Source organism: Bizionia gelidisalsuginis (genome assembly GCF_008086185.1).
Taxonomy (GTDB): domain Bacteria; phylum Bacteroidota; class Bacteroidia; order Flavobacteriales; family Flavobacteriaceae; genus Bizionia; species Bizionia saleffrena.
Map to the genome: position 1 here is coordinate 1 of NZ_VSKN01000022.1, position 20020 is coordinate 20020.

20 protein-coding genes and 1 pseudogene are annotated in these 20020 nt (G+C 36.4%); 14 read left to right on the forward strand and 7 right to left on the reverse strand.

Annotated elements, in window-relative coordinates; all coding sequences use genetic code 11:
- Positions 1–120, forward strand: a pseudogene (locus ES677_RS15960) (IS30 family transposase); the annotation flags it as partial.
- A 592-nt stretch (positions 121–712) separates the two neighbouring features.
- Here ES677_RS15960 and ES677_RS12780 read toward each other — a convergent pair.
- Genes ES677_RS12780 through ES677_RS12800 form a run of 5 tightly spaced genes read right to left on the reverse strand, consistent with a single transcriptional unit; the run spans position 713 to position 3919 of the window.
- The gene (locus tag ES677_RS12780) at positions 713–1555 is read right to left on the reverse strand and encodes a TPM domain-containing protein (RefSeq protein WP_148381446.1); all 843 of its coding nucleotides are present in this window, start codon (positions 1553–1555) and stop codon (positions 713–715) included.
- A gap of 8 nt (positions 1556–1563) precedes the next feature.
- A complete protein-coding gene (locus tag ES677_RS12785) occupies positions 1564–2004 on the reverse strand; it encodes a TPM domain-containing protein (protein WP_148370431.1) in 441 nt (146 codons plus the stop codon).
- A gap of 3 nt (positions 2005–2007) precedes the next feature.
- Complete coding sequence (locus tag ES677_RS12790) at positions 2008–2607, reverse strand: LemA family protein (protein WP_148370430.1); 600 nt, start codon at positions 2605–2607, stop codon at positions 2008–2010.
- Between the two features lie 11 nt (positions 2608–2618).
- Complete coding sequence (locus ES677_RS12795; protein WP_148370429.1) at positions 2619–2948, reverse strand: MerR family transcriptional regulator; 330 nt, start codon at positions 2946–2948, stop codon at positions 2619–2621.
- Positions 2948–3919 carry a M23 family metallopeptidase gene (locus ES677_RS12800; protein WP_148370428.1) on the reverse strand — a complete coding sequence of 324 codons (972 nt, stop codon included), beginning with the start codon at positions 3917–3919 and terminating at the stop codon, positions 2948–2950. The genes ES677_RS12795 and ES677_RS12800 overlap by 1 nt, the downstream gene beginning before the upstream one ends.
- 221 nt (positions 3920–4140) lie before the next feature.
- Between ES677_RS12800 and alaS the strand changes: the two genes are divergently transcribed.
- The 3 genes from alaS (at position 4141) to ES677_RS12815 (ending at position 8733) form a co-directional block, all read left to right on the forward strand.
- Entirely contained in the window at positions 4141–6756 is a 2616-nt protein-coding gene (gene alaS, locus ES677_RS12805) for an alanine--tRNA ligase (RefSeq protein WP_148370427.1), read from the forward strand.
- 18 nt (positions 6757–6774) lie between these two features.
- The gene (locus tag ES677_RS12810; protein ID WP_148381447.1) at positions 6775–7728 is read left to right on the forward strand and encodes a GSCFA domain-containing protein; all 954 of its coding nucleotides are present in this window, start codon (positions 6775–6777) and stop codon (positions 7726–7728) included.
- Positions 7729–8106: 378 nt separating this feature from the next.
- A complete protein-coding gene (locus ES677_RS12815; RefSeq protein ID WP_148370425.1) occupies positions 8107–8733 on the forward strand; it encodes a DUF4230 domain-containing protein in 627 nt (208 codons plus the stop codon).
- On the opposite strand, the gene ES677_RS12820 is transcribed toward ES677_RS12815, so the two are convergent.
- Positions 8728–9033: a rhodanese-like domain-containing protein gene (locus ES677_RS12820; RefSeq protein WP_148370424.1), complete on the reverse strand. Its 306-nt coding sequence runs from the start codon at positions 9031–9033 to the stop codon at positions 8728–8730. The two genes, ES677_RS12815 and ES677_RS12820, sit on opposite strands and share 6 nt — an antisense overlap.
- A gap of 9 nt (positions 9034–9042) precedes the next feature.
- A complete protein-coding gene (locus tag ES677_RS12825) occupies positions 9043–10794 on the reverse strand; it encodes an aromatic amino acid hydroxylase (RefSeq protein ID WP_148381459.1) in 1752 nt (583 codons plus the stop codon).
- Between the two features lie 116 nt (positions 10795–10910).
- Here ES677_RS12825 and ES677_RS12830 point away from each other — a divergent pair, with 116 nt between their 5' ends.
- The 10 genes from ES677_RS12830 to pcaF all read left to right on the forward strand — a co-directional run bounded on the left by ES677_RS12830 (position 10911) and on the right by pcaF (position 19907).
- Entirely contained in the window at positions 10911–11480 is a 570-nt protein-coding gene (locus tag ES677_RS12830; protein WP_148370423.1) for a TetR/AcrR family transcriptional regulator, read from the forward strand.
- An 80-nt stretch (positions 11481–11560) separates the two neighbouring features.
- Complete coding sequence (gene paaE, locus ES677_RS12835; RefSeq protein WP_148370422.1) at positions 11561–12634, forward strand: 1,2-phenylacetyl-CoA epoxidase subunit PaaE; 1074 nt, start codon at positions 11561–11563, stop codon at positions 12632–12634.
- Between the two features lie 181 nt (positions 12635–12815).
- Positions 12816–13772, forward strand: a complete 957-nt coding sequence (gene paaA / locus ES677_RS12840; protein ID WP_148370421.1) for a 1,2-phenylacetyl-CoA epoxidase subunit PaaA — start codon at positions 12816–12818, stop codon at positions 13770–13772.
- Positions 13773–13828: 56 nt separating this feature from the next.
- On the forward strand, positions 13829–14116 hold the full coding sequence (gene paaB / locus ES677_RS12845; protein WP_148370420.1) for a 1,2-phenylacetyl-CoA epoxidase subunit PaaB: 288 nt from the start codon (positions 13829–13831) through the stop codon (positions 14114–14116).
- Between the two features lie 231 nt (positions 14117–14347).
- On the forward strand, positions 14348–15103 hold the full coding sequence (gene paaC, locus ES677_RS12850; protein ID WP_148381448.1) for a 1,2-phenylacetyl-CoA epoxidase subunit PaaC: 756 nt from the start codon (positions 14348–14350) through the stop codon (positions 15101–15103).
- Positions 15104–15303: 200 nt separating this feature from the next.
- Positions 15304–15801 carry a 1,2-phenylacetyl-CoA epoxidase subunit PaaD gene (gene paaD, locus ES677_RS12855; protein WP_148381449.1) on the forward strand — a complete coding sequence of 166 codons (498 nt, stop codon included), beginning with the start codon at positions 15304–15306 and terminating at the stop codon, positions 15799–15801.
- Between the two features lie 127 nt (positions 15802–15928).
- Positions 15929–16711 (forward strand): enoyl-CoA hydratase-related protein, encoded by a 783-nt coding sequence (locus tag ES677_RS12860; RefSeq protein WP_148381450.1) that lies wholly within the window; start codon positions 15929–15931, stop codon positions 16709–16711.
- Positions 16712–16838: 127 nt separating this feature from the next.
- Positions 16839–17993 carry a 3-hydroxyacyl-CoA dehydrogenase NAD-binding domain-containing protein gene (locus ES677_RS12865; protein ID WP_148381451.1) on the forward strand — a complete coding sequence of 385 codons (1155 nt, stop codon included), beginning with the start codon at positions 16839–16841 and terminating at the stop codon, positions 17991–17993.
- Between the two features lie 147 nt (positions 17994–18140).
- Positions 18141–18551: a hotdog fold thioesterase gene (locus ES677_RS12870; protein WP_148370415.1), complete on the forward strand. Its 411-nt coding sequence runs from the start codon at positions 18141–18143 to the stop codon at positions 18549–18551.
- Between the two features lie 144 nt (positions 18552–18695).
- Positions 18696–19907, forward strand: coding sequence for a 3-oxoadipyl-CoA thiolase (gene pcaF / locus ES677_RS12875; RefSeq protein WP_148370414.1), 1212 nt, complete (start codon positions 18696–18698; stop codon positions 19905–19907).
- Positions 19908–20020 lie beyond the last annotated feature (113 nt).

The window sequence follows — 20020 nt, forward strand, 5'->3', positions numbered from 1 at the left end:
GTCTCAGTCAAGAGAATAAAAGAAGTAGAAAAATTGCTAAATTACAGACCAATTAGAAAGTTTAATTATAATAACCCTATTGAAGTCCTAAATAATAAGTGTGTTGCACTTATGGGTTGAACTCAGCAACTCTAGAAATATTGAAATTGGAACAAAAAGAATAGACCAGAGACTAACGTTATAAATAATTGATTTTAAGTTTAATATAATTCTTCTTCTGTTTTTTATAAACAATAAAAGCGATTAAAGAGAAGAATATTATGTTTAGAAACAGAAAAGTAAAATGTACAGAAATCGTATTGGTTACTGTAATTCTTAGAAAATCGTCCACCAACAAAAAAGGTAACAAAAAGAATAATGCAGCGACAGTTAAGAATTTAATAGGACTATAGTATTAGCCTCTAAATCCATTCCAGTAATCTGAATGGTAAGATGCTAGGATTTAGTAACTCTACTTTAATGTTTTAAGAAAAGATTGCTCTAATGAAAATATATTATTAATTAAGGCCTCTAAAATTGAAACACTCGAAAGTCTTTTAGTATGGTAAGTTTGTCCGCAATTTGGACAGTGTTTTAATGTTATCTCATAAGAGATAAAGAGCATTTCCTATAATTTGTAATTGGCTTCGTTGCTAAAAGGCTAAATTTTATAGAGCTTTTATTACGCTAAAGAAGTTGAAATAGTGAAATTATTTCTAAAAGGCAATAAGTTTTACCAGCCGCCCGAAGCTCCACCACCACCAAAACCACCACCACCAAAACCGCCACCAAAGCCGCCTCCGCCACCAAGGCCTCCGCCGGAGCTACCACCGAAGCCACCACCGCCAAAGCCGCCGCGTCCAGCGCTGCTTAAAATAATAGCATCGAGAATACTAGGTCTGTTAGAATGGTTTCCACCGCCACCGCCTCTTTTATTTTTAGAAATAGAAGCTATGATGACAATAAATACAATGAATAAGAAAAACATTAAACCAACAGGGAATCCCTCTTTTGAGGCGGTTTCTCGCGTTCCAGTATACTCGCCTTGCATAACCTCAAAAATAGCATCGGCACCGCGGTTTAATCCGCCGTAATAATCGTTGCGTTTAAAGAAGGGTATAATATCTATTTCTATAATACGTCTGGACATTGCATCGGTCATTAAATGCTCTGTCCCTTTTCCTGTACTTATTCCTATTTTACGGTCGTCTCGTGCTAGTAAAATAAAAATTCCATTATCTTTTTTAGCATCTCCAATACCCCATTCTTGAGCCCAATTAGCGCCGAGATAATTAATATATTCGCCTTCAGTAGAGGCAATTATAGCAACCACGATTTGTGTTGATGTGCTATCAGAATATTTAATAAGTTTAGTTTCTAAAGTGCTTTTCTCATTTGGTGATAGTAAATCGGAATAGTCGTAAACACTCGTTTGTCCGCCGTCTTTTAAAGGGGGCTTTTCTGGAATGTCGAACTGTCCAAAAGTGAGTGAGATTGAACATAAAGCAAAGACTAAGAATAGTGCGCTTTTTTTCAATGATTTTAAATGAAATCTACGGGATAGAGAATCGAACATAGTGTTTTTTAACCTTTAGAAATAGAATCTGAGAGTTCGTTTTTATCGGTATCATCCCAAGGGAAATACCCTTGTAACTGCTCTCCTGCTTTTAAAATACCGTCGATTAAACCTTGTTTAAACTTACCATTCTTAAAATGTGTTTGTATACTGTATATGGTATCGTCCCAAAACGTTTCTGTAACGACTGCATTAATACCTTGGTCACCGTAAATCGCAAAGTTTCTATCGTCTACAGCAACATAAATTAGCACGCCGTTACGTTGTGCTGTATTGTGCATTTTTAGTTCGGAAAACACTTCTAAAGCGCGATCTTCAATGGCGCCTTTAGAGGTCTTCTCTATATGTACTCTAATTTCTCCAGAGGTTTGTTTTTCTGCAACCCGAATAGCGGCTACAATTTCTTTTTCTTCACTTGGTGTTAAAAAAGCTTCAGTTGTATTTGGCATATTTTATTTAAAATCAAAATCTACGTCCGGAGCCTTCTCACTTCCTGCTTCAGCTTTGTAGTAATCCATTGGTTCGAAGTTAAAAATTCCCGCTAAAATAGAATTAGGGAAACGTTTAACATGCTTGTTATACGGTTCGATTGCTTCGTTAAAACGATCTCTCGCTACATTAATTCTATTTTCGGTTCCTTCTAATTGCGACTGTAATTCTAAAAAGTTTTGGTTCGCTTTAATATCGGGATAACGCTCTACAGTGACTAATAAGCGCGATAATGCACTACTTACTCCGCTTTGCGCTTGGTTAAATTTTTGCAATTGTTCTGGTGTAATATTCGAAGGGTCGATTGTTACAGAGGTTGCTTTAGAACGTGCATTAATAACAGCTTCTAAAGTGCTTTTCTCGAAATCTGCAGCACCTTGCACTGTTTTTATTAAACTCCCTATAAGGTCGTTTCTACGTTGGTAACTACTCTCTACATTACCCCAAGATTTGGTAGCCGATTCTTTTAAATCGATAGCTGTGTTATTAAAGTTTTTTCCCCAAGAATAGAATACTACAACAAGTACTCCTAAAATAATTACAGGGATAAGCCATTTTTTCATAATAGTTAGTTTTAAAGTTGGTTTTTTAGTTTAATAAGTTCGTTTTTTACACCTTCTAATTTACTAATTATTTCATAAGTCGAAAGTGTTTGTCTGCGTTCATCTTTTATGTGTGTTTTGGCACCTTCAAGCGTAAAACCTCTTTCTTTTACAAGATGATAAATAAATTTTAAATGCTCTATATCTTCGGGTGTAAACTTACGATTTCCTTTGGCATTTTTCTTTGGTTTTAACACATCAAATTCTTTCTCCCAAAACCGAATTAATGAGGTGTTCACCTTAAATGCTTTGGCTACTTCGCCAATGGCGTAATAGCGTTTTTCTGAGAGTTCTATATGCATTAATCTAAAGATTGATTTTCTAATGAAGCGTGCTCGAGAAGTTTATCAAACTCTTCGGCTGTTAAACTGCCATAATAAAAATGAATAGGGTTGATGCGTTCATCATCCTTAAAAATTTCATAGTGTAAGTGTGGGCCTTCAGAGCGACCAGTGCTGCCTACAAATCCAATAATATCGCCGCGTTGTACTTTCTGGTTCTTTCTTACATTGTACTTATACATATGCGCATACAAAGAGACGTATCCATAACCGTGATCTATTCTAATATGATTACCGTAACCTGTTGAGTTATTATCGGCTCTAATCACGACACCATCTCCAGACGCATAAATAGGAGTCCCTCGAGAGGCGGTGAAATCCATACCATAATGAAATTTTCTTGCTTTTGTAAAAGGATCAGTTCTATAACCATAACCTGAAGCTACGCGTGCTAAATCTTCGTTTTTTACCGGTTGAATAGCAGGAATAGTAGCCAGGAATTTTTCTTTTTCTTCGGCTAAAAGTACAATTTCGTCTAAAGACTTGGACTGCACTACAATCTGTTTTTGTAAGACATCTAAACGTTTACTTGTTTCTGTAATTATTTTAGAATTATCGTAACCTTGTAATTTCGAATATCGATTTACACCTCCAAAACCGGCTCTTCGCTGCTCTTCAGGGATGGGGTTAGCTTCAAAATATAATCTGTAAATATTATTATCTCTATCTTCTACGTTAGCGAGAACAGTTTCTGCGTCGTCCATTTTTTTATTCAGTAAATTAAACTGAATCTGCATATTACTTAATTCGCGTTTTAAGGCTTTTTCTTTGGGTGATTCTAAGTACTGACTTCCTATAAAAACAACCACAAAACCGAACAGTGCAGCGGCAAATAAAAAAAACAAGGCATACTTAATTGTACGTCTTTTTTTACGTTCTATTTTGCGATACGATAATGTATCTGAATCATAATAATATTTTACCTTACTCATTATCTAATTTATGCTATTTTTGCAATGCTAATCAATTAAAAAAAAGAGTTTAATTGATTAGTTAACGAACAAACCTACAAAAATATTATCGTAATATTTTTGATATTAGTATAATTGTAGGTTAGCTCCCTTGAAATTTAAGAGATAAATTTAAGGGATAAAAATTAAAAACAATTTACTGTTAATAGTAATTTAACAGAAGTAAGAATACTAAATACATTATGAAATCTCAAGACGTTCGCTCTACCTATTTACGTTTTTTCGAAGATAAAAAACACAGTATTGTGCCATCTGCACCAATGGTTTTAAAAGATGACCCTACCTTAATGTTTGTTAATTCGGGAATGGCGCCTTTTAAAGAATATTTTTTAGGAAATGCAAAACCAAAAAACACCCGCTTAACCGATTCGCAAAAATGTTTACGTGTTTCGGGTAAGCATAACGATTTAGAGGAAGTAGGTTACGATACCTACCACCATACGTTATTTGAAATGCTGGGGAATTGGAGTTTTGGTGATTATTTTAAAAAAGAAGCGATTGCGTGGGCTTGGGAGCTTTTAATAGACGTTTACAAAATAGATCCAGACATACTATATGTTACCGTTTTTGAAGGTAGCAACGATGGCGATGCTCTAGAAATGGACCAAGAGGCGTACGATTTATGGAAAGAAATTATTCCTGAAGACCGTATTTTAATGGGGGATAAAAAGGATAACTTCTGGGAAATGGGCGATCAAGGCCCTTGCGGCCCGTGTAGCGAAATTCACGTCGATATTCGTACCCCAGAAGAAAAAGTATTAGTTTCAGGTAAAGACCTTGTAAATCAAGATCATCCACAAGTGGTAGAAATCTGGAATTTGGTATTTATGCAATACAACCGTAAAGCCAATGGTTCTCTAGAGGTGTTACCAAATAAACATATCGATACAGGAATGGGATTCGAGCGTTTGTGTATGGTGTTACAAGACGTGAAATCTAATTACGATACCGATGTTTTTACGCCTATTATTCGTGAGATTGAAACTATTACTGATACAGAGTATGGTAAAGACGCGGAAATCGATATTGCAATTCGTGTAATTTCTGATCACGTTCGTGCTGTGGCGTTTTCTATTGCCGACGGGCAGTTACCTAGTAATACGGGGGCTGGTTATGTCATTCGTAGAATTTTACGTCGTGCTATACGTTACGGGTTTACCTTTTTAGATAAAAAAGAACCGTTTATCTACAGATTAGTAAGCGTTTTAAGTAAAAAAATGGGCGACGCGTTCCCCGAAATTAAAAGCCAAAGACAGTTAATAGAAAATGTAATAAAGGAAGAGGAAACGTCTTTTTTAAGAACGTTAGATCAAGGCTTAGTGTTGCTAGATAGAATTATTGAGACCACAAAAGGAAAGGAAGTTTCTGGAGATAAAGCGTTCCAATTATACGATACTTATGGTTTTCCGATAGATTTAACCGCTCTAATTTTATCTGAAAAAGGATTGGAATTAGACGAAAAAGGATTTAACGAAGAATTACAAAAACAAAAACAACGGTCGCGTGCTGCCAGTGAAATGTCTACCGAAGATTGGATCATTTTAATAGAAGATGCCGTTGAAGAATTTGTAGGATACGACCACTTAGAAGCCCAAGTTAAACTTACACGATACAGAAAAGTAACCTCTAAAAAAGAGGGAGAGATGTATCAGTTAGTGTTTAATTTAACCCCTTTTTATGCTGAAGGTGGTGGCCAAGTCGGTGATAAAGGATATTTAGAAGACGCCAAAGGTGATGTTGTTTATATTCTTGATACTAAAAAGGAAAATAACGTAATCATTCATTTTTCTAAAAATTTGCCTTCTAATTTAAACGCAGCGTTTACGGCGGCAGTAGATACAAAACAACGCTCTCGCACCGAATGTAATCACACAGCAACACACTTACTACATCAAGGTTTAAGAGAAGTTTTAGGCCTGCACGTAGAGCAAAAGGGGAGTGCAGTACACTCAAAATATTTACGCTTCGACTTTTCTCATTTTTCAAAAGTAACACCAGAGCAATTACGCGATGTTGAAGATTTTGTGAATGCAAGAATTGAAGGTAAATTGGATTTAGAAGAACACCGATCGGTACCAATGGAAAAAGCATTGGAACAAGGAGCAGTAGCTTTGTTTGGTGAAAAATATGGCGATACAGTGCGTACTATTCGTTTCGGACAATCTATGGAGCTTTGTGGTGGGACACACGTAAAAAACACTGCCGATATTTGGCATTTTAAAATAGTATCAGAAGGTGCCGTCGCATCTGGAATAAGACGTATAGAAGCCATTACCAACGATGCGGTGAAAGACTTTTATTCTGAAAATAATCGTGCGTTTTTTGAAATGAAAGATTTGCTTAACAACGCCAAAAAGCCTGTAAAAGCTTTAGAATCTTTGAAAGATGAAAACACGGCGTTAAAAAAACAAATTGAAAGCTTACTAAAAGATAAAGCGAAGAATTTAAAAGGTGAATTAGCGAATGAACTTACAGAAATTAACGGGATTCAGTTCTTGGCAAAAAAAATAGATTTAGATGCCTCGGGAATTAAAGATGTTGCTTTTGAATTAGGAAGTAAACATAAAAATTTATTCTTATTATTCGCAACTGCCGAAGCGGATAAAGCGATGTTAACCTGTTATATTTCTAAAGAATTGGTTAAAGAACGCAACCTTAACGCGGGGCAAGTGGTTCGCGAATTAGGAAAGCTTATTCAAGGTGGTGGTGGTGGCCAGCCGTTCTTTGCAACTGCTGGAGGTAAAAACCCTGCAGGAATTGAGCAAGCGCTTTACCAAGCTAAAAACTATATTCAATAGTTATCATAAAATTAAAAAGTGAAACTTCAAACCCAAATACCAATACAAAAAGCCGATAATCCTATCGATTACGAGTCTAACGTTGTGCTATTTGGGTCTTGTTTTGCCGAAAATATTTCAGAGAAATTTAGTTATTTTAAATTTCAAAATACGTCCAATCCCTTCGGGATTTTATTTCATCCCAAAGCGATTGAAAATCTCATAGTTAACGCACTTCAGCAAAAAGTATATACAAAAGACGATGTTTTTTATTACAATGAACGTTGGCAATGCTACGATGCGCATTCAAAATTAAGTTGCACTTCGGAAGAAGGGGTATTAGCCACTTTAAATGCTAAATTGGAGTTAACCAATTATCAGCTTAAAAAAGCCTCTCATATTATAATCACGCTAGGAACGGCTTGGGTATATGCGTTAAAAGAAAGCAGTTTAATTGTCGCTAATTGTCATAAAGTGCCACAAAAGGAGTTTGAGAAGTGCTTATTAACCATCGCCGAAATCACTAAGAGTTTAGAAACTATTATTAGTAAGGTGAAGGCGATTAATCCTAAAGTTCAGTTTGTTTTTACCGTATCTCCCGTGCGCCATATAAAGGATGGTTTTATTGAAAATACATTAAGCAAATCGCACTTAATTGCTGCTATTCATCACCTTCTAAAAACGGAGTCTAACAGCGATAAAAGAGTCTCTTATTTCCCGTCTTTCGAAATTATGATGGACGAACTTCGCGATTACCGCTTTTATAATGAAGACCTTTTGCATCCTAATATGACGGCTGTGCATTATATTTGGGAGCAATTTCAATCCGCTTGGATTGTACCAAAAGCGACACCTATTATGAAAGAGATTGACGCGGTTCAAAAAGGACTCATTCACAAACCTTTTAACCCGTCCTCTCAAGCTCATTTAAAATTTTTTGAAGATTTACAGCGTAAAATAGCTCATTTACAGTCCTTAAACATTAATTTCTAATGCGTTTTATGAGACTTCGATGTTTATCAATTTAATTAACCGTTTGTCGAATAATTATGGATTGTGCTAATATAAAGTGTACCTTTAAAAGGCTATTAATCAATTAGGAACATCAACACTTAGAGTTTTAATTACTTTTGTATTGATGTTTTTTTTATGTCTTTTTAGTTTTTCTTAATTATAGCCTTTCAACAACTTTTACTGCTGCTTATCGATTTTTTCGTGAGCGGAAATCATAATTTTGTATGTTTATACTGCTATTAATCATATTTATATTTAGGACATCAGTAACTTGCAAGTTTTTAATTGCTTCGTGTTGCTGATGTTTTTTTAGGTCTAATTTATAATGGAAGCTAGAAGTTTTCTTATATTGGTTTTATGCGAAATTTAATTTTTGGCGTTGTTATAACGCTAGTAGTCGTGCTCACCTTTAAATATTGTGGCGACCAGAATGAAGATAAAATTATTTTAAAAGAACATTCTGCACTTATACAAGAGCAACTTAAAAATGTGGGCAAATTGGTGGTTACCGAAGGGTATTTTAGTCAGGTTTTTAATTACAACAAATCTGAAGCATTATTTGGGAACTTTATTAATGTTGAAAAGAAAGCACTCGTTGTTGTAAATGCAGAAGTTACGGTTGCGTACGATTTAAGCAAAATTGAATATAAAATAGATGAAGAAAATAAAACGCTGTACATTTTAAATATTCCCGAAGAAGAAATTAAAATCTATCCCGATTTTGAATATTATGATATTCAAGCCGATTTTTTAAGCCCGTTTGCAGCAAAAGATTATAACGCCATTAAAGATAAAGTAAATAGAGCTTTGATGAAAAAGATTGAAAATTCTGATTTAAAAGCGAATGCTAAAAACAGACTCATTAGCGAACTCTCTAAGTTTTATATTTTAACGCATTCTTTGGGCTGGACGTTGCAATACAACGAAACAATTATTGAAACGCCCGAAAAATTACAAGAAACGTTAAAGGATTTAAAATTATAATTTACTTTTTAAACCGAGCCAACCACCACCATTTGTAGCGCTAATATTATTTAAGTTTAAAAACTTTGCAGCTTTCGACGAGCGCACACCACTAGCACAACACGTAATTATAGGTTTGTTTAGAGCTTTTACTTCTTGGACGCGCGTATTTAACTCGTCTAAAGGAATATGCACCGAATTTGCGATGTGCCCATTATCCCACTCGCGCTGTGAGCGGACATCTAATATTACCGCGTTGTTATCCAGAAAAGCGTGTACTTCTCTTTTTTTTGCTCCAAAAATAAAATCTAAAAGTCCCATAGTGTTTTATTATTTTTTAATTAATGCTACCCCATCTTCAATTAAATGAGTGGCCTTAGGCTTAGCTAATTTAATCATTTCTAAGTGCCCTATAATATTTTCTTTTAATTCTGCGGCTTCAGTTTTATGGAGAAGTTCGTACAATTCAATAGGTAATAGCCAATCTAATGGATGGTTGTCTTTAAGTGTGTTAAATACTGTTTTAATAGTATCTAAGCTAAATGAGTTTTCAGCTCTTAACGTTTTGATTGTAGAATATAAGCTTTCTAATTCTAAAACGGCAGCACTTTTCTCAATTTTCCTAGTTTCGGTAAGCGATACGTGGTAAAGATTATCGTAAGACCTATAATCTGCAGATCCTGCAAACGCAGAGACAATACGCGAGCCTACCGCAAGGCGGAAAATACCATCTTCGGGCGAAAATAAGACGCGCTCTTTATAGGTTACCGTGCAATCTTCAAATTCAATAAGAATCAGTTTTCCGTAGATATTTCTAATTCCTGTAATATTAAGCCCTTCAACTAAAATCCCACTTTCATATTCAAAAGCAATACGTTTTCCATCGTAAAAGTTATACGCTTTTAAATCTCGTGGCCCCATATCTTCAATCGCTAAACTAATATCTTTTAATTTGCCTATAGGAGAACTAAAACCATCAGGGTTTCCTTCGATGCCCAAACCAATTAACTCTTTTTCGCGGTTGGCTAAAGCTGTAGGGCCTTCGGTTTTAAAAAAGACGACGTTGTTGTCCTCATCGGTAATCATTTCGGTAAATATACCCGAAATTTGTAAGCCTGTATTCAATTCAATCGCGCCAATTTTCTTAGAGTCTATAAGTTTCTGCAACCCTCTAAAGCCTCCTTTTCTTAGGGCCATTGTATTCGAGAATTCTTCTAAAACTTGCATTAAATACGCGAAGTCTGGAGTAACGTATAGCTGTGGTTGTGGTTTTGTAATATCGAACTCTTGCTCGGCAGCAGCAATACTATAGCGTTTTTTCTTCACATTATCGGTCATACACCATGTGCTTTCTCCAATAGAAGATAGCAATCCTGCACCGTAAATTTTCGGATTTTCTAAGGAGCCAATCAATCCGTATTCTACAGTCCACCAATGTAAATTTCTAATTTGAGCCATTTCAGAAAGGGGCACCTTTTTATCCTGAAGTGTATTTACTAAATCTTCGGCTTCTTTAATCTCTTCTGCGCTAGACGTGGCAGCTTCCTTTAAAATAGAGAGTTTTCTCACTGCTTCGTACATATCATTGTCGTGAGACGACAAGATTGCTTTCGATCCAATTTCACCAAAACGTCTTAAATATTCTGCATAATCTGGGTTCGCAATAATAGGTGCGTGGCCTGCCGCTTCGTGAATAATATCTGGAGCTGGTGTGTACTCTATGTTTTCTAATTGGCGAATATCCGAGGCTATTACTAAAATTTTAAACGCCTGGAATTCCATAAACGCATTTGGAGGAATAAATCCATCGACAGCTACAGCAGCCCAACCAATATTCTTTAAAATCCTATTCATACCATACATACTTGGCACGTCGTCAATAGAAATCCCCGTCATTTCCAAACCTTTAAGATAAGATTCGTGAGCAATTTTACTTAAATACGACACGTTTTTACGCATTACATAGCGCCAAACCGCTTGGTTTATTGGCGAATAATCAGCGTAATTTTGTGGTTTAATAAATTGCTTTAAATGTGGCGGAAGTTTATCAATTAAGGGATTTGTTTTTATATTGCTGTCCATAACGGTTGTCAATTCTATCATTAAAGTAAGTACACAAAGTTATAAATTAATCTTACGCATAGATTAAGATTAACGTTTGATTATAATCTTAACAAAACAGAGTCATACCTTTTAAAATGAAGCCACAAAACCGAAAAGACGAAATTGTAAAAGCTGCAGCAAAACTATTTAAGAAAAAAGGATATAGTGCGGTAACAATGCGCGATTTAGCAACAGCATTGGGGATTAAAGCGGCTAGCTTATATAATCATATCAATTCCAAGCAAGAGCTTCTTAATACCATTATCATTTCTATAGCCGAAGAATTTACCAATGAAATGAATAGCATTAAAAATGCCGATACCGCTACCGCCCAGAAATTAACCGATATTGTCGAGTTACATATTAAAATAGCCAGCGAAAACACCTATGGTATGGCATCTTTAAATAACGATTGGATGCATCTTGAAGACCAACTAGAGTATTATTTAACCTTGAGAAATGGCTACGAAGAAGATTTTAGAAACATTATTAAAGCGGGCATAAAGCATAAAGAGATTGTAGATGAAAACCCAGAAATTATACTCTTCTCCCTCTTGTCTACTTTGCGCTCGTTATACCTTTGGATTCCTAAAAAAGAAGCATTAGATAAAAATAGCCTATCTAAAAGTCTAAGTCATATTTTAATTAAAGGTATTAACTCGTAAACATTAACAATTAGGTATTAAATAATTTTGTAAATTTGTGCTTAAACTAACAGGTGTTAGTTAAAATTAGTGAATACAATATGGCAGATTTTTACAACATAAAAGTTGCAGATATATATAAGGAGACGAAAGATACAGTGGTCATTACTTTCGATATTCCCGAAGATTTAAAAGAGACTTTTAAATTTAAACAAGGACAGCACTTAACTTTACGAAAAGAAATTAACGGAGAAGACATTCGTCGTAACTACTCTTTATGCTCAAGTCCGTTAGATAATCAATGGAAAGTTGCCGTAAAAACCATTCGCGGCGGCGTGTTTTCTAACTACGCCTTTAACACTTTAAAACAAGGCGACGCGCTACAATTAATGCCGCCTCACGGTGAGTTTTATATAGACTGCGATCCCGCAACGGCAAAAAACTATATTGCATTTGCTGCAGGAAGTGGCATTACACCAATGCTGTCAATTATAAAAACACACCTTGAAAGCGAGCCAAACAGTACATTTAAACTCTTCTATTTGAATAGAACCGTAAAATCCATTATCTTTAAGGAAGAGATCGAACAGCTTAAAAATGAGTATTTTGGAAGATTTCAAGTGTTTTATTTTTTAACTAAAGAGCAACGTGATATTCCGTTTTTAAATGGCCGTTTCGATAAAGAAAAGTTGGCTGTGTTAACCAAAACGTTTATCGATGTTCCAGATACAGATCATGCTTTTATTTGTGGTCCTCAGGATATGATTTTTCTAATTAGCGACGAGTTACAAGCTGCTGGATTACCGAAAGAAAAAATTCATTATGAACTGTTTTTCTCTGGTAGTAGCGAAGAAGAAAATAAACATATCGCCGAAGTTTTAGATAAAAAAGTAGAAGGCACTCAAGTTACAATTATAGATGGCGGAAAAGAATTTCATTTTATAATGGACGACGATTTCGATAACATCTTAGATGGTGCTTTGGCTGCAGGAGCCGATTTGCCATTCGCCTGCAAAGGAGGCGTATGTAGCACCTGCAAATGCCAAGTTAAAGAAGGTGCCGTAGAAATGAAAGTAAATTATGCCCTCGACGATAACGAAGTGGCGCAAAACTACATATTAAGCTGTCAAGCCGTACCAACAACAGATAAAGTGGTAGTCGATTTCGATGTATAAGACCTTAATTATAAGGCATCATAAACTCTAAAATAGTTTGTGATTTTTTTTAAAATAATAATTGGGGCGTTACCTTAAAGGGTCAGGCTTTTCGCTATATCTTTTTTGAGAAAAACAAAAAAGGATGTCGCCGCAATCCTTAACGCAATACCAAGATAATATTCACTAATACTATAATACAATGAGTGAAGAACAAATTAAAAACTTAGAAAAGCAATTCGAAGAGCGCATTGCTAGAGACGAAAAAATAGAACCTAAGGACTGGATGCCGGATAAATACCGTCAAACTCACATTAGGCAAATGTCGCAACACGCACATTCTGAAATTGTAGGTATGTTACCCGAAGGTAACTGGATTTCTCGAGCGCCAACATTGCGTCGTAAAGTCGCTTTGTTAGCGAAAGTACAAGACGAAGCTGGACACGGTTTATATTTATATTCCGCTTGCGAAACGTTAGGTATTTCTAGAGACGCATTATACGAGCAATTACACTCGGGTAAAGCAAAATACTCTTCAATATTTAATTACCCCACAGTAACTTGGGCAGATATGGGAGCCGTTGGTTGGTTAGTAGATGGTGCAGCCATTATTAATCAAGTACCTTTATGTAGTACATCCTTCGGGCCGTATGCTCGCGCAATGGTGCGTGTCTGTAAAGAGGAGAGTTTTCACCAACGCCAAGGTTACGAAATCATGCTAAAATTAACCCAAGGTACACCAGAACAAATAGATATGGCGCAAGATGCACTAAATCGCTGGTGGTGGCCTAGTTTAATGATGTTAGGTCCTACAGATGCCGAATCTGTGCATACCGAACAATCTATGAAATGGAAACTAAAAAGAAAATCTAACGACGACCTACGTCAGCAATTTATAGATCAAACCGTACCACAAGCCGAATTAATTGGTTTAACCATCCCCGATCCCGATTTAAAATGGAACGAAGAGCGTGGAAGTTATGATTTTGGAGAGATTAATTGGGACGAATTTTGGCAAGTAGTAAAAGGTCACGGTCCAATGAATAAAGAACGCATGAAAGCGCGAATTGACGCTTGGGAAGGTGGCGAATGGGTACGCGATGCAGCAATGGCTCACGCCGAGAAAAAAGCAGAACGTAAAATAAAACAAGCAATTTAAATTGTACGATGTCTTTAGCGCTGCTAAAAGAACATTACACAAATAAAAATATAATTATGTCAACAAAAAACTGGCCACTTTGGGAGGTCTTTGTACGCAGTAAAAACGGATTAGAACATCGTCACTTTGGAAGCCTTCACGCTGCCGATGCAGAAATGGCACTTGAGAATGCAAGAGATGTATACACGAGAAGAAATGAAGGGGTAAGTATTTGGGTTGTAGAATCTAAAGATATTACGGCTTCAAATCCAGAGCACAACGGCGAGTTATTCGAGCCTGCTCAAGATAAAGTATATCGTCACCCTACCTTTTACGATCTTCCAGACGACGTGAAATATATGTAATGTAAGCGTGCTTTAAATTACAATTCCCACGAAAATGGGAAACTCACGAATTAAATAAACGTTTTTAGAGGCAATCAAGATCTCGACTGCGCTGGACCAAACATCGAGAAAAAGTCTACTAAGAATTAAAGTGTCTCCGTTAGCGCAGTCGAGAGGTTGTAGTTTAATACTTTAAAATAGGAAGAGAAGTCTCATTCAATAAAAAGAATCCCACGGTCGTGGAAAGCAAATATGAAAAACGAAAACTTATATAATTATATTCTCGGTATCGCAGATAACTCCCTAATTCTAGGACAAAGATTAGGCGAGCTAACAGGGCACGGGCCAAGTTTAGAAACAGATATCGCGTGTACAAATATGTCCTTAGATTTATTTGGCCAAGTAAGAAGTTATTACCAATACGCAGCAAAACTAAAAGGCGGTGATGCGACCGAAGATACCATTGCTTTTCTTCGTAAAGAGCGCGATTATGTAAATGTACTATTAGTGGAGCAACCAGACAGAGATTTTGCTTACACAATGGCACGTCAGTTTTTGTTTGATGTGTACCACTTGTTATTTTTACAAGAGCTTCAAAAGAGTCATGATATTACCTTGACTGCAATCGCTAAAAAATCAATTAAAGAGGTAAGCTATCACCAACGTTTTTCAACAGATTGGATTAAACGTTTAGGAGACGGTACAACCGTGAGTCACGATAAAATGCAAGAAGCTATCGATTCATTATGGACCTACACCGACGAATTATTTCATCAAACGGCGGCCGATAAAGCAATGGTTGCTGAAGGAATTGGTGTCGATGTAACCGCACTCAAAGTTAAATACTATTCGCTAGTTAGCGCTGTTTTAGAAGAAGCGACTCTAAAAATACCTGAATCGAAATGGTTTCAAAAAGGCGGTAAAAAAGGAATTCACACAGAACATTTCGGTTATATCTTAAGCAATATGCAGTACATGCAGCTTGCCTATCCAAATATGGAGTGGTAATTAATTTATAAAGCCTCTTTACATGCCGTCTAGAGGTCGTAGATTAAAGAAGAAGTGTAAATCGCAATGGTAACGAGGTCTTGACTGTTCTCGACTAAACAGTGAGAAAAAAGGGTATAGTAATAATAATGTGGCCTCCGGTACAGTCGAAAGATTATAGTTAAAACGAAAACGTAAAGAGATTATATCTTAAAATAAATATGACAACAGAACAAAATATCGACGAGATTTTAATTCCAATTTTAGAACACGTCTCAGATCCTGAAATTCCTGTTTTATCAATTATGGATATGGGAGTAGTGCGTTCTGCAGTCATAAAAAACAAAATAGTATACGTCGAAATCACACCAACATATAGTGGTTGCCCGGCTATGGACGTCATTGGAGACGATATAAAGACCGTACTAAAAGTAGCGGGATACGATTCTAAAATAGAATTGATTTTGGCTCCAGCTTGGACCACCGATTGGATTACGCCACGCGGCCGGAAAGCTTTAGAGGATTATGGTATAGCAGCGCCTTTGGGTGCAGAAGCAGACAAGGATGTATTGCTAAACGGAAAACGTATTGTAAAGTGTACGAATTGCGGATCTCAAAACACACGTTTAGTGAGTCAATTCGGTTCCACGGCATGTAAAGCACAATTTCAGTGCGACGATTGCCAAGAGCCTTTTGATTATTTTAAATGTTTAAAATAGTAATCTCGCGCAAGTAAAAACCTCATACCTCGTACAAAAAATAACAATTGATACGATTTTCATTTTTTTATTGAGTAGTGTTTCTTCTATAGAAGCACTATTAATTTAAAACAAAAAAATATAAATTATGACAGAAAGCATTCAGCTTAAAATCGAAAATAAAGTAGCGACCATTACGCTAAACAGACCAGAAGTGTTTAACAGTATTAATCGTGAAATGGCCTTTTTATTTCAAGATACATTAGATGCTTGCGAAAAAAATGATGAGGTGCGAGCAATTGTTATCACTGGAAGTGGGAAAGCATTTGGGGCAGGTCAAGATTTAAAAGAAGTTACAGATCCTGATTTAAACCCTGGATTTAAAAAAATATTAGACGAGCATTACAACCCTATAATTACGCGTATTAGAAACATTAAAAAACCAATCGTTGCGGCAGTAAATGGTGTTGCCGCTGGTGCAGCAGCTAACATTGCATTGTCCTGCGACATTATTGTAGCCCACGAAAAAGCAAGCTTTATACAAGCGTTTAGCTTAATTGGTTTAGTGCCAGATAGTGGAGGTACATTCTTTTTACCGCGATTAATTGGTTTTCAAAAAGCATCGGCTTTAGCAATGTTAGGCGATAAAATATCTGCCGAAGACGCCGATAAAATGGGAATGATTTACAAGGCTATTCCGGCGGAACAATTCGAAGAAGAAGTTTCTAAACTCGCTTTAAAATTAGCCAATATGCCAACAAAAGCTTTAGGGTTTATAAAAGAATTGTTTAATAAATCGGTAACAAATACTTTACAAGAACAATTAGCTTTAGAGTCTATATTTCAAATTGAAGCCGCTCAAAGTGATGATTATGCAGAAGGTGTTGCTGCATTTATGGAAAAACGTAAACCAGAATTTAAAGGGAGATAAGTAGTAATATAATAGTTAAGCATCTCATAATAACAAAAAAGAATGTTTTAGAATACGGAATATAAGCACAACTAAGCGTGTGTGATTCAATTTTCTGTATTCAACATTCAAAATTCGATATTAATATATGAACGTAGGAATAATAGGAGCAGGAACAATGGGTTCCGGAATAGCGCAAGTCGCATCGACAGCAGGTTGTACTGTTAAATTATTTGATCTAAACCAATCTGCTTTAGATAAAGCTAAAGCCGCTTTAGAAAAAATATTAACACGTTTAATAGAAAAAGGACGCGTTGATGCCGATGAGAAAACGCGTATTCAATCTAATATCTCTTATGTTAATACTTTAAAAGAATTATCAGATTCTAATGTAACGATTGAAGCTATTGTTGAAAACATAGAGGTTAAAAAGAACGTGTTTATAGAACTTGAACGTTATGTTTCAGAGGACTGTATAATTGCTTCGAACACGTCAAGCTTGTCCATAGCCTCGATAGCGGCATCATTGCAAAAACCAGAACGTTGTGTTGGCATCCACTTTTTTAATCCAGCACCATTAATGAAGTTAGTTGAGGTTGTACCCGCTATTCAAACCTCAAAAGAAGTTTTAGAAAAAGCAAAGCAAACCCTATTAGATTGGAAAAAAGTTGTTGCGGTAGCGAAAGACACACCAGGATTTATTGTTAATAGAGTAGCGCGACCATTTTATGGCGAATCGTTGCGTATTTACGAAGAAGGAATTGCCGATTTTGCAACTATCGATTACAGTTTGAAAACCATCGGAAAGTTTAGAATGGGACCCTTCGAATTAATGGATTTTATAGGTAACGATGTTAATTATACCGTAACCGAAACAGTGTTTACAGCGTTCTATTTCGACCCAAGATACAAACCGTCGTTTACGCAAAAACGATTTGCCGAAGCAGGATATTTAGGAAGAAAATCAGGGAAAGGATTTTATGATTATTCAGAAGGCGCTTTAAACGCAGAACCGAAAGAAGATAAAGTTTTAGCGCAAACAATTTTCGATCGTGTATTGGTAATGTTAATTAACGAAGCAACAGATGCGCTGTTTTTAAATATCGCTTCGGCCGAAGATATTGATATAGCAATGACGAAAGGGGTGAACTATCCAAAAGGATTATTGGCTTGGGCAGATGAAAAAGGTATCAATTGGTGCGTTTCAAAATTAGATGCTTTATACAACGACTATCACGAAGATAGATACCGCTGCAGTCCATTGCTTAGAAGAATGAAAAATGAAAACAAAACATTCTTTTAAATACGTAGTTATTACGATTGCAACGTAGGAATTCTTAAAAAAAAAACTGGGACGATGTTTTAAGTGAAACAGAGGTTTCCTAGAGTGTAATCGAAGGACTGTTTTACTATAAAAAAATAACACCTAATCACTAATACCAAATAGCTAATGCCTACAAAAGGACACCTCATACCTAAAAATATGCTAAGTCTCGACTCCTATAGTACGTGGTTAGGAATAGAAATTCTAGACTCTGAAATAGGACGTTGCAAAGTCGCAATGACGATTAGAAAGGAAATGCTAAACAGTATGGGTAAAGCGCACGGCGGAATAAGTTATTCCCTAGCTGATACCGCTTTTGGTTTTGCCGCAAACACTCACGGAAAATTTGCTGTGTCTATAGAAACCAGTATTAATCATATTGAAGCATTGAACGAAGGCGATTATATTACGGCAGAATCTGTTATAGAATCCGTAAAAAATAAGCTAGGGTTTAATATTATAGAAGTAAAGCGAGGTGACGAATTAGTTGCTTTGTTTAAAGGCGTAGTGTATCGTACAAATAAAGACTGGGAATAAAATGTCTTGTAATACAAAGGTATAAAAGTCCTTAGATTAAAAATATAAAAATAGTATAATGGCAAGATGAGATAAAAGTTAACGAAGCAAATGAGGCTTCAAAAACCGTAATCTAACATCGGCAATTAAAAATAAAATAATAAAATGGAAGCATATATAATAGATGGTATAAGAACGCCAATAGGAAGTTACAAAGGAACACTTTCCGCTGTTCGTACAGACGATTTAGGCGCCTTGGTCATTTCAGAAATAGTAAAAAGAAATCCTAGTATTCCAAAAGAAGCTTACGACGATGTTATAATGGGTTGCGCCAATCAGGCGGGAGAAGACAACCGTAACGTGGCGAGAATGTCGTCATTATTAGCAGGATTACCAGTTACAGTCCCAGGAGAAACCGTAAACCGTTTATGTGCCTCAGGATTGTCGGCAATTATTCACGCTAATCGAGCTATTAAAGCAGGAGATGGCGATGTGTTTATTTCTGGAGGAGTTGAGAATATGACGCGTGGGCCCTACGTAATGGCAAAACCATCATCAGCATTTGGAGGCGATTCTAAACTGTACGATTCTACTTTCGGATGGCGTTTTATCAATCCTAAAATGCAACAGCAATACGGTACAGACGGTATGGGGAATACGGCAGAAAACCTTGTCGAAAAATTCAATATCTCGCGAGAAGATCAAGATATTTTTGCTTATTGGAGTCAGACAAAAGCGACTAAAGCGCAAGAAAATGGCCGTTTAGCAAAAGAAATTATAACCGTCGAAATTCCGCAACGTAAAAAAGATCCTATTAAATTTTCAAAAGATGAGTTTGTAAAACCAACGACCTCTTTAGACATATTAGGAAAACTTCGCCCAGCATTTAAAAAAGAAGGAGGAAGCGTAACAGCAGGAAATTCTTCAGGATTAAACGACGGTGCAGTAGCGACCATTATCGCTTCAGAAGACGCTGTAAAAAAATACAATTTAAAACCACTAGCGCGCATCGTTAGTTCGGCAGTTGTCGGTGTCGCGCCAAGAATTATGGGAATTGGCCCAGTCGAAGCTTCAAATAAAGCCTTAGCAAAAGCCGGGTTGACTATGGACGATATCGATATCATCGAACTTAACGAAGCCTTTGCTGCTCAAGCTTTAGCGTGCACACGTGCTTGGGGATTGGCAGATAACGATCCACGATTAAATCCAAACGGAGGTGCTATAGCCATTGGTCACCCGCTTGGCGTTACGGGTGCAAGACTTGCCTTTTCGGCCGCTATAGAACTGAAAGAACAGAGCAAGCGTTACGCCTTAATTACAATGTGTGTTGGGGTTGGTCAAGGTTACGCCGCCATTATTGAAAACGTAAGCAAGTAGCATTTGGGCGTTACCACAAGGGTCGCGCTTGCACTACTCGCTTCCAGACACAAAAAGTCTGGAGAGCTCAAAACACACCGTTTAATCGCTAACGCAGTAAAACGGTTTAAAAT

Bases quoted from the DNA above. Each gene is read 5' to 3' on its own strand.
- paaE (WP_148370422.1), top strand. From the start codon at position 11,561: ATGGCAGATTTTTACAACATAAAAGTTGCAGATATATATAAGGAGACG.
- ES677_RS12815 (WP_148370425.1), top strand. From the start codon at position 8,107: ATGCGAAATTTAATTTTTGGCGTTGTTATAACGCTAGTAGTCGTGCTC.
- paaA (WP_148370421.1), top strand. From the start codon at position 12,816: ATGAGTGAAGAACAAATTAAAAACTTAGAAAAGCAATTCGAAGAGCGC.
- paaB (WP_148370420.1), top strand. From the start codon at position 13,829: ATGTCAACAAAAAACTGGCCACTTTGGGAGGTCTTTGTACGCAGTAAA.
- ES677_RS12825 (WP_148381459.1), bottom strand. From the start codon at position 10,794: ATGGACAGCAATATAAAAACAAATCCCTTAATTGATAAACTTCCGCCA.
- paaC (WP_148381448.1), top strand. From the start codon at position 14,348: ATGAAAAACGAAAACTTATATAATTATATTCTCGGTATCGCAGATAAC.
- ES677_RS12780 (WP_148381446.1), bottom strand. From the start codon at position 1,555: ATGTTCGATTCTCTATCCCGTAGATTTCATTTAAAATCATTGAAAAAA.
- ES677_RS12870 (WP_148370415.1), top strand. From the start codon at position 18,141: ATGCCTACAAAAGGACACCTCATACCTAAAAATATGCTAAGTCTCGAC.
- ES677_RS12820 (WP_148370424.1), bottom strand. From the start codon at position 9,033: ATGGGACTTTTAGATTTTATTTTTGGAGCAAAAAAAAGAGAAGTACAC.
- alaS (WP_148370427.1), top strand. From the start codon at position 4,141: ATGAAATCTCAAGACGTTCGCTCTACCTATTTACGTTTTTTCGAAGAT.
- ES677_RS12800 (WP_148370428.1), bottom strand. From the start codon at position 3,919: ATGAGTAAGGTAAAATATTATTATGATTCAGATACATTATCGTATCGC.
- ES677_RS12790 (WP_148370430.1), bottom strand. From the start codon at position 2,607: ATGAAAAAATGGCTTATCCCTGTAATTATTTTAGGAGTACTTGTTGTA.
- ES677_RS12865 (WP_148381451.1), top strand. From the start codon at position 16,839: ATGAACGTAGGAATAATAGGAGCAGGAACAATGGGTTCCGGAATAGCG.
- ES677_RS12860 (WP_148381450.1), top strand. From the start codon at position 15,929: ATGACAGAAAGCATTCAGCTTAAAATCGAAAATAAAGTAGCGACCATT.
- ES677_RS12785 (WP_148370431.1), bottom strand. From the start codon at position 2,004: ATGCCAAATACAACTGAAGCTTTTTTAACACCAAGTGAAGAAAAAGAA.
- ES677_RS12830 (WP_148370423.1), top strand. From the start codon at position 10,911: ATGAAGCCACAAAACCGAAAAGACGAAATTGTAAAAGCTGCAGCAAAA.
- pcaF (WP_148370414.1), top strand. From the start codon at position 18,696: ATGGAAGCATATATAATAGATGGTATAAGAACGCCAATAGGAAGTTAC.
- paaD (WP_148381449.1), top strand. From the start codon at position 15,304: ATGACAACAGAACAAAATATCGACGAGATTTTAATTCCAATTTTAGAA.
- ES677_RS12795 (WP_148370429.1), bottom strand. From the start codon at position 2,948: ATGCATATAGAACTCTCAGAAAAACGCTATTACGCCATTGGCGAAGTA.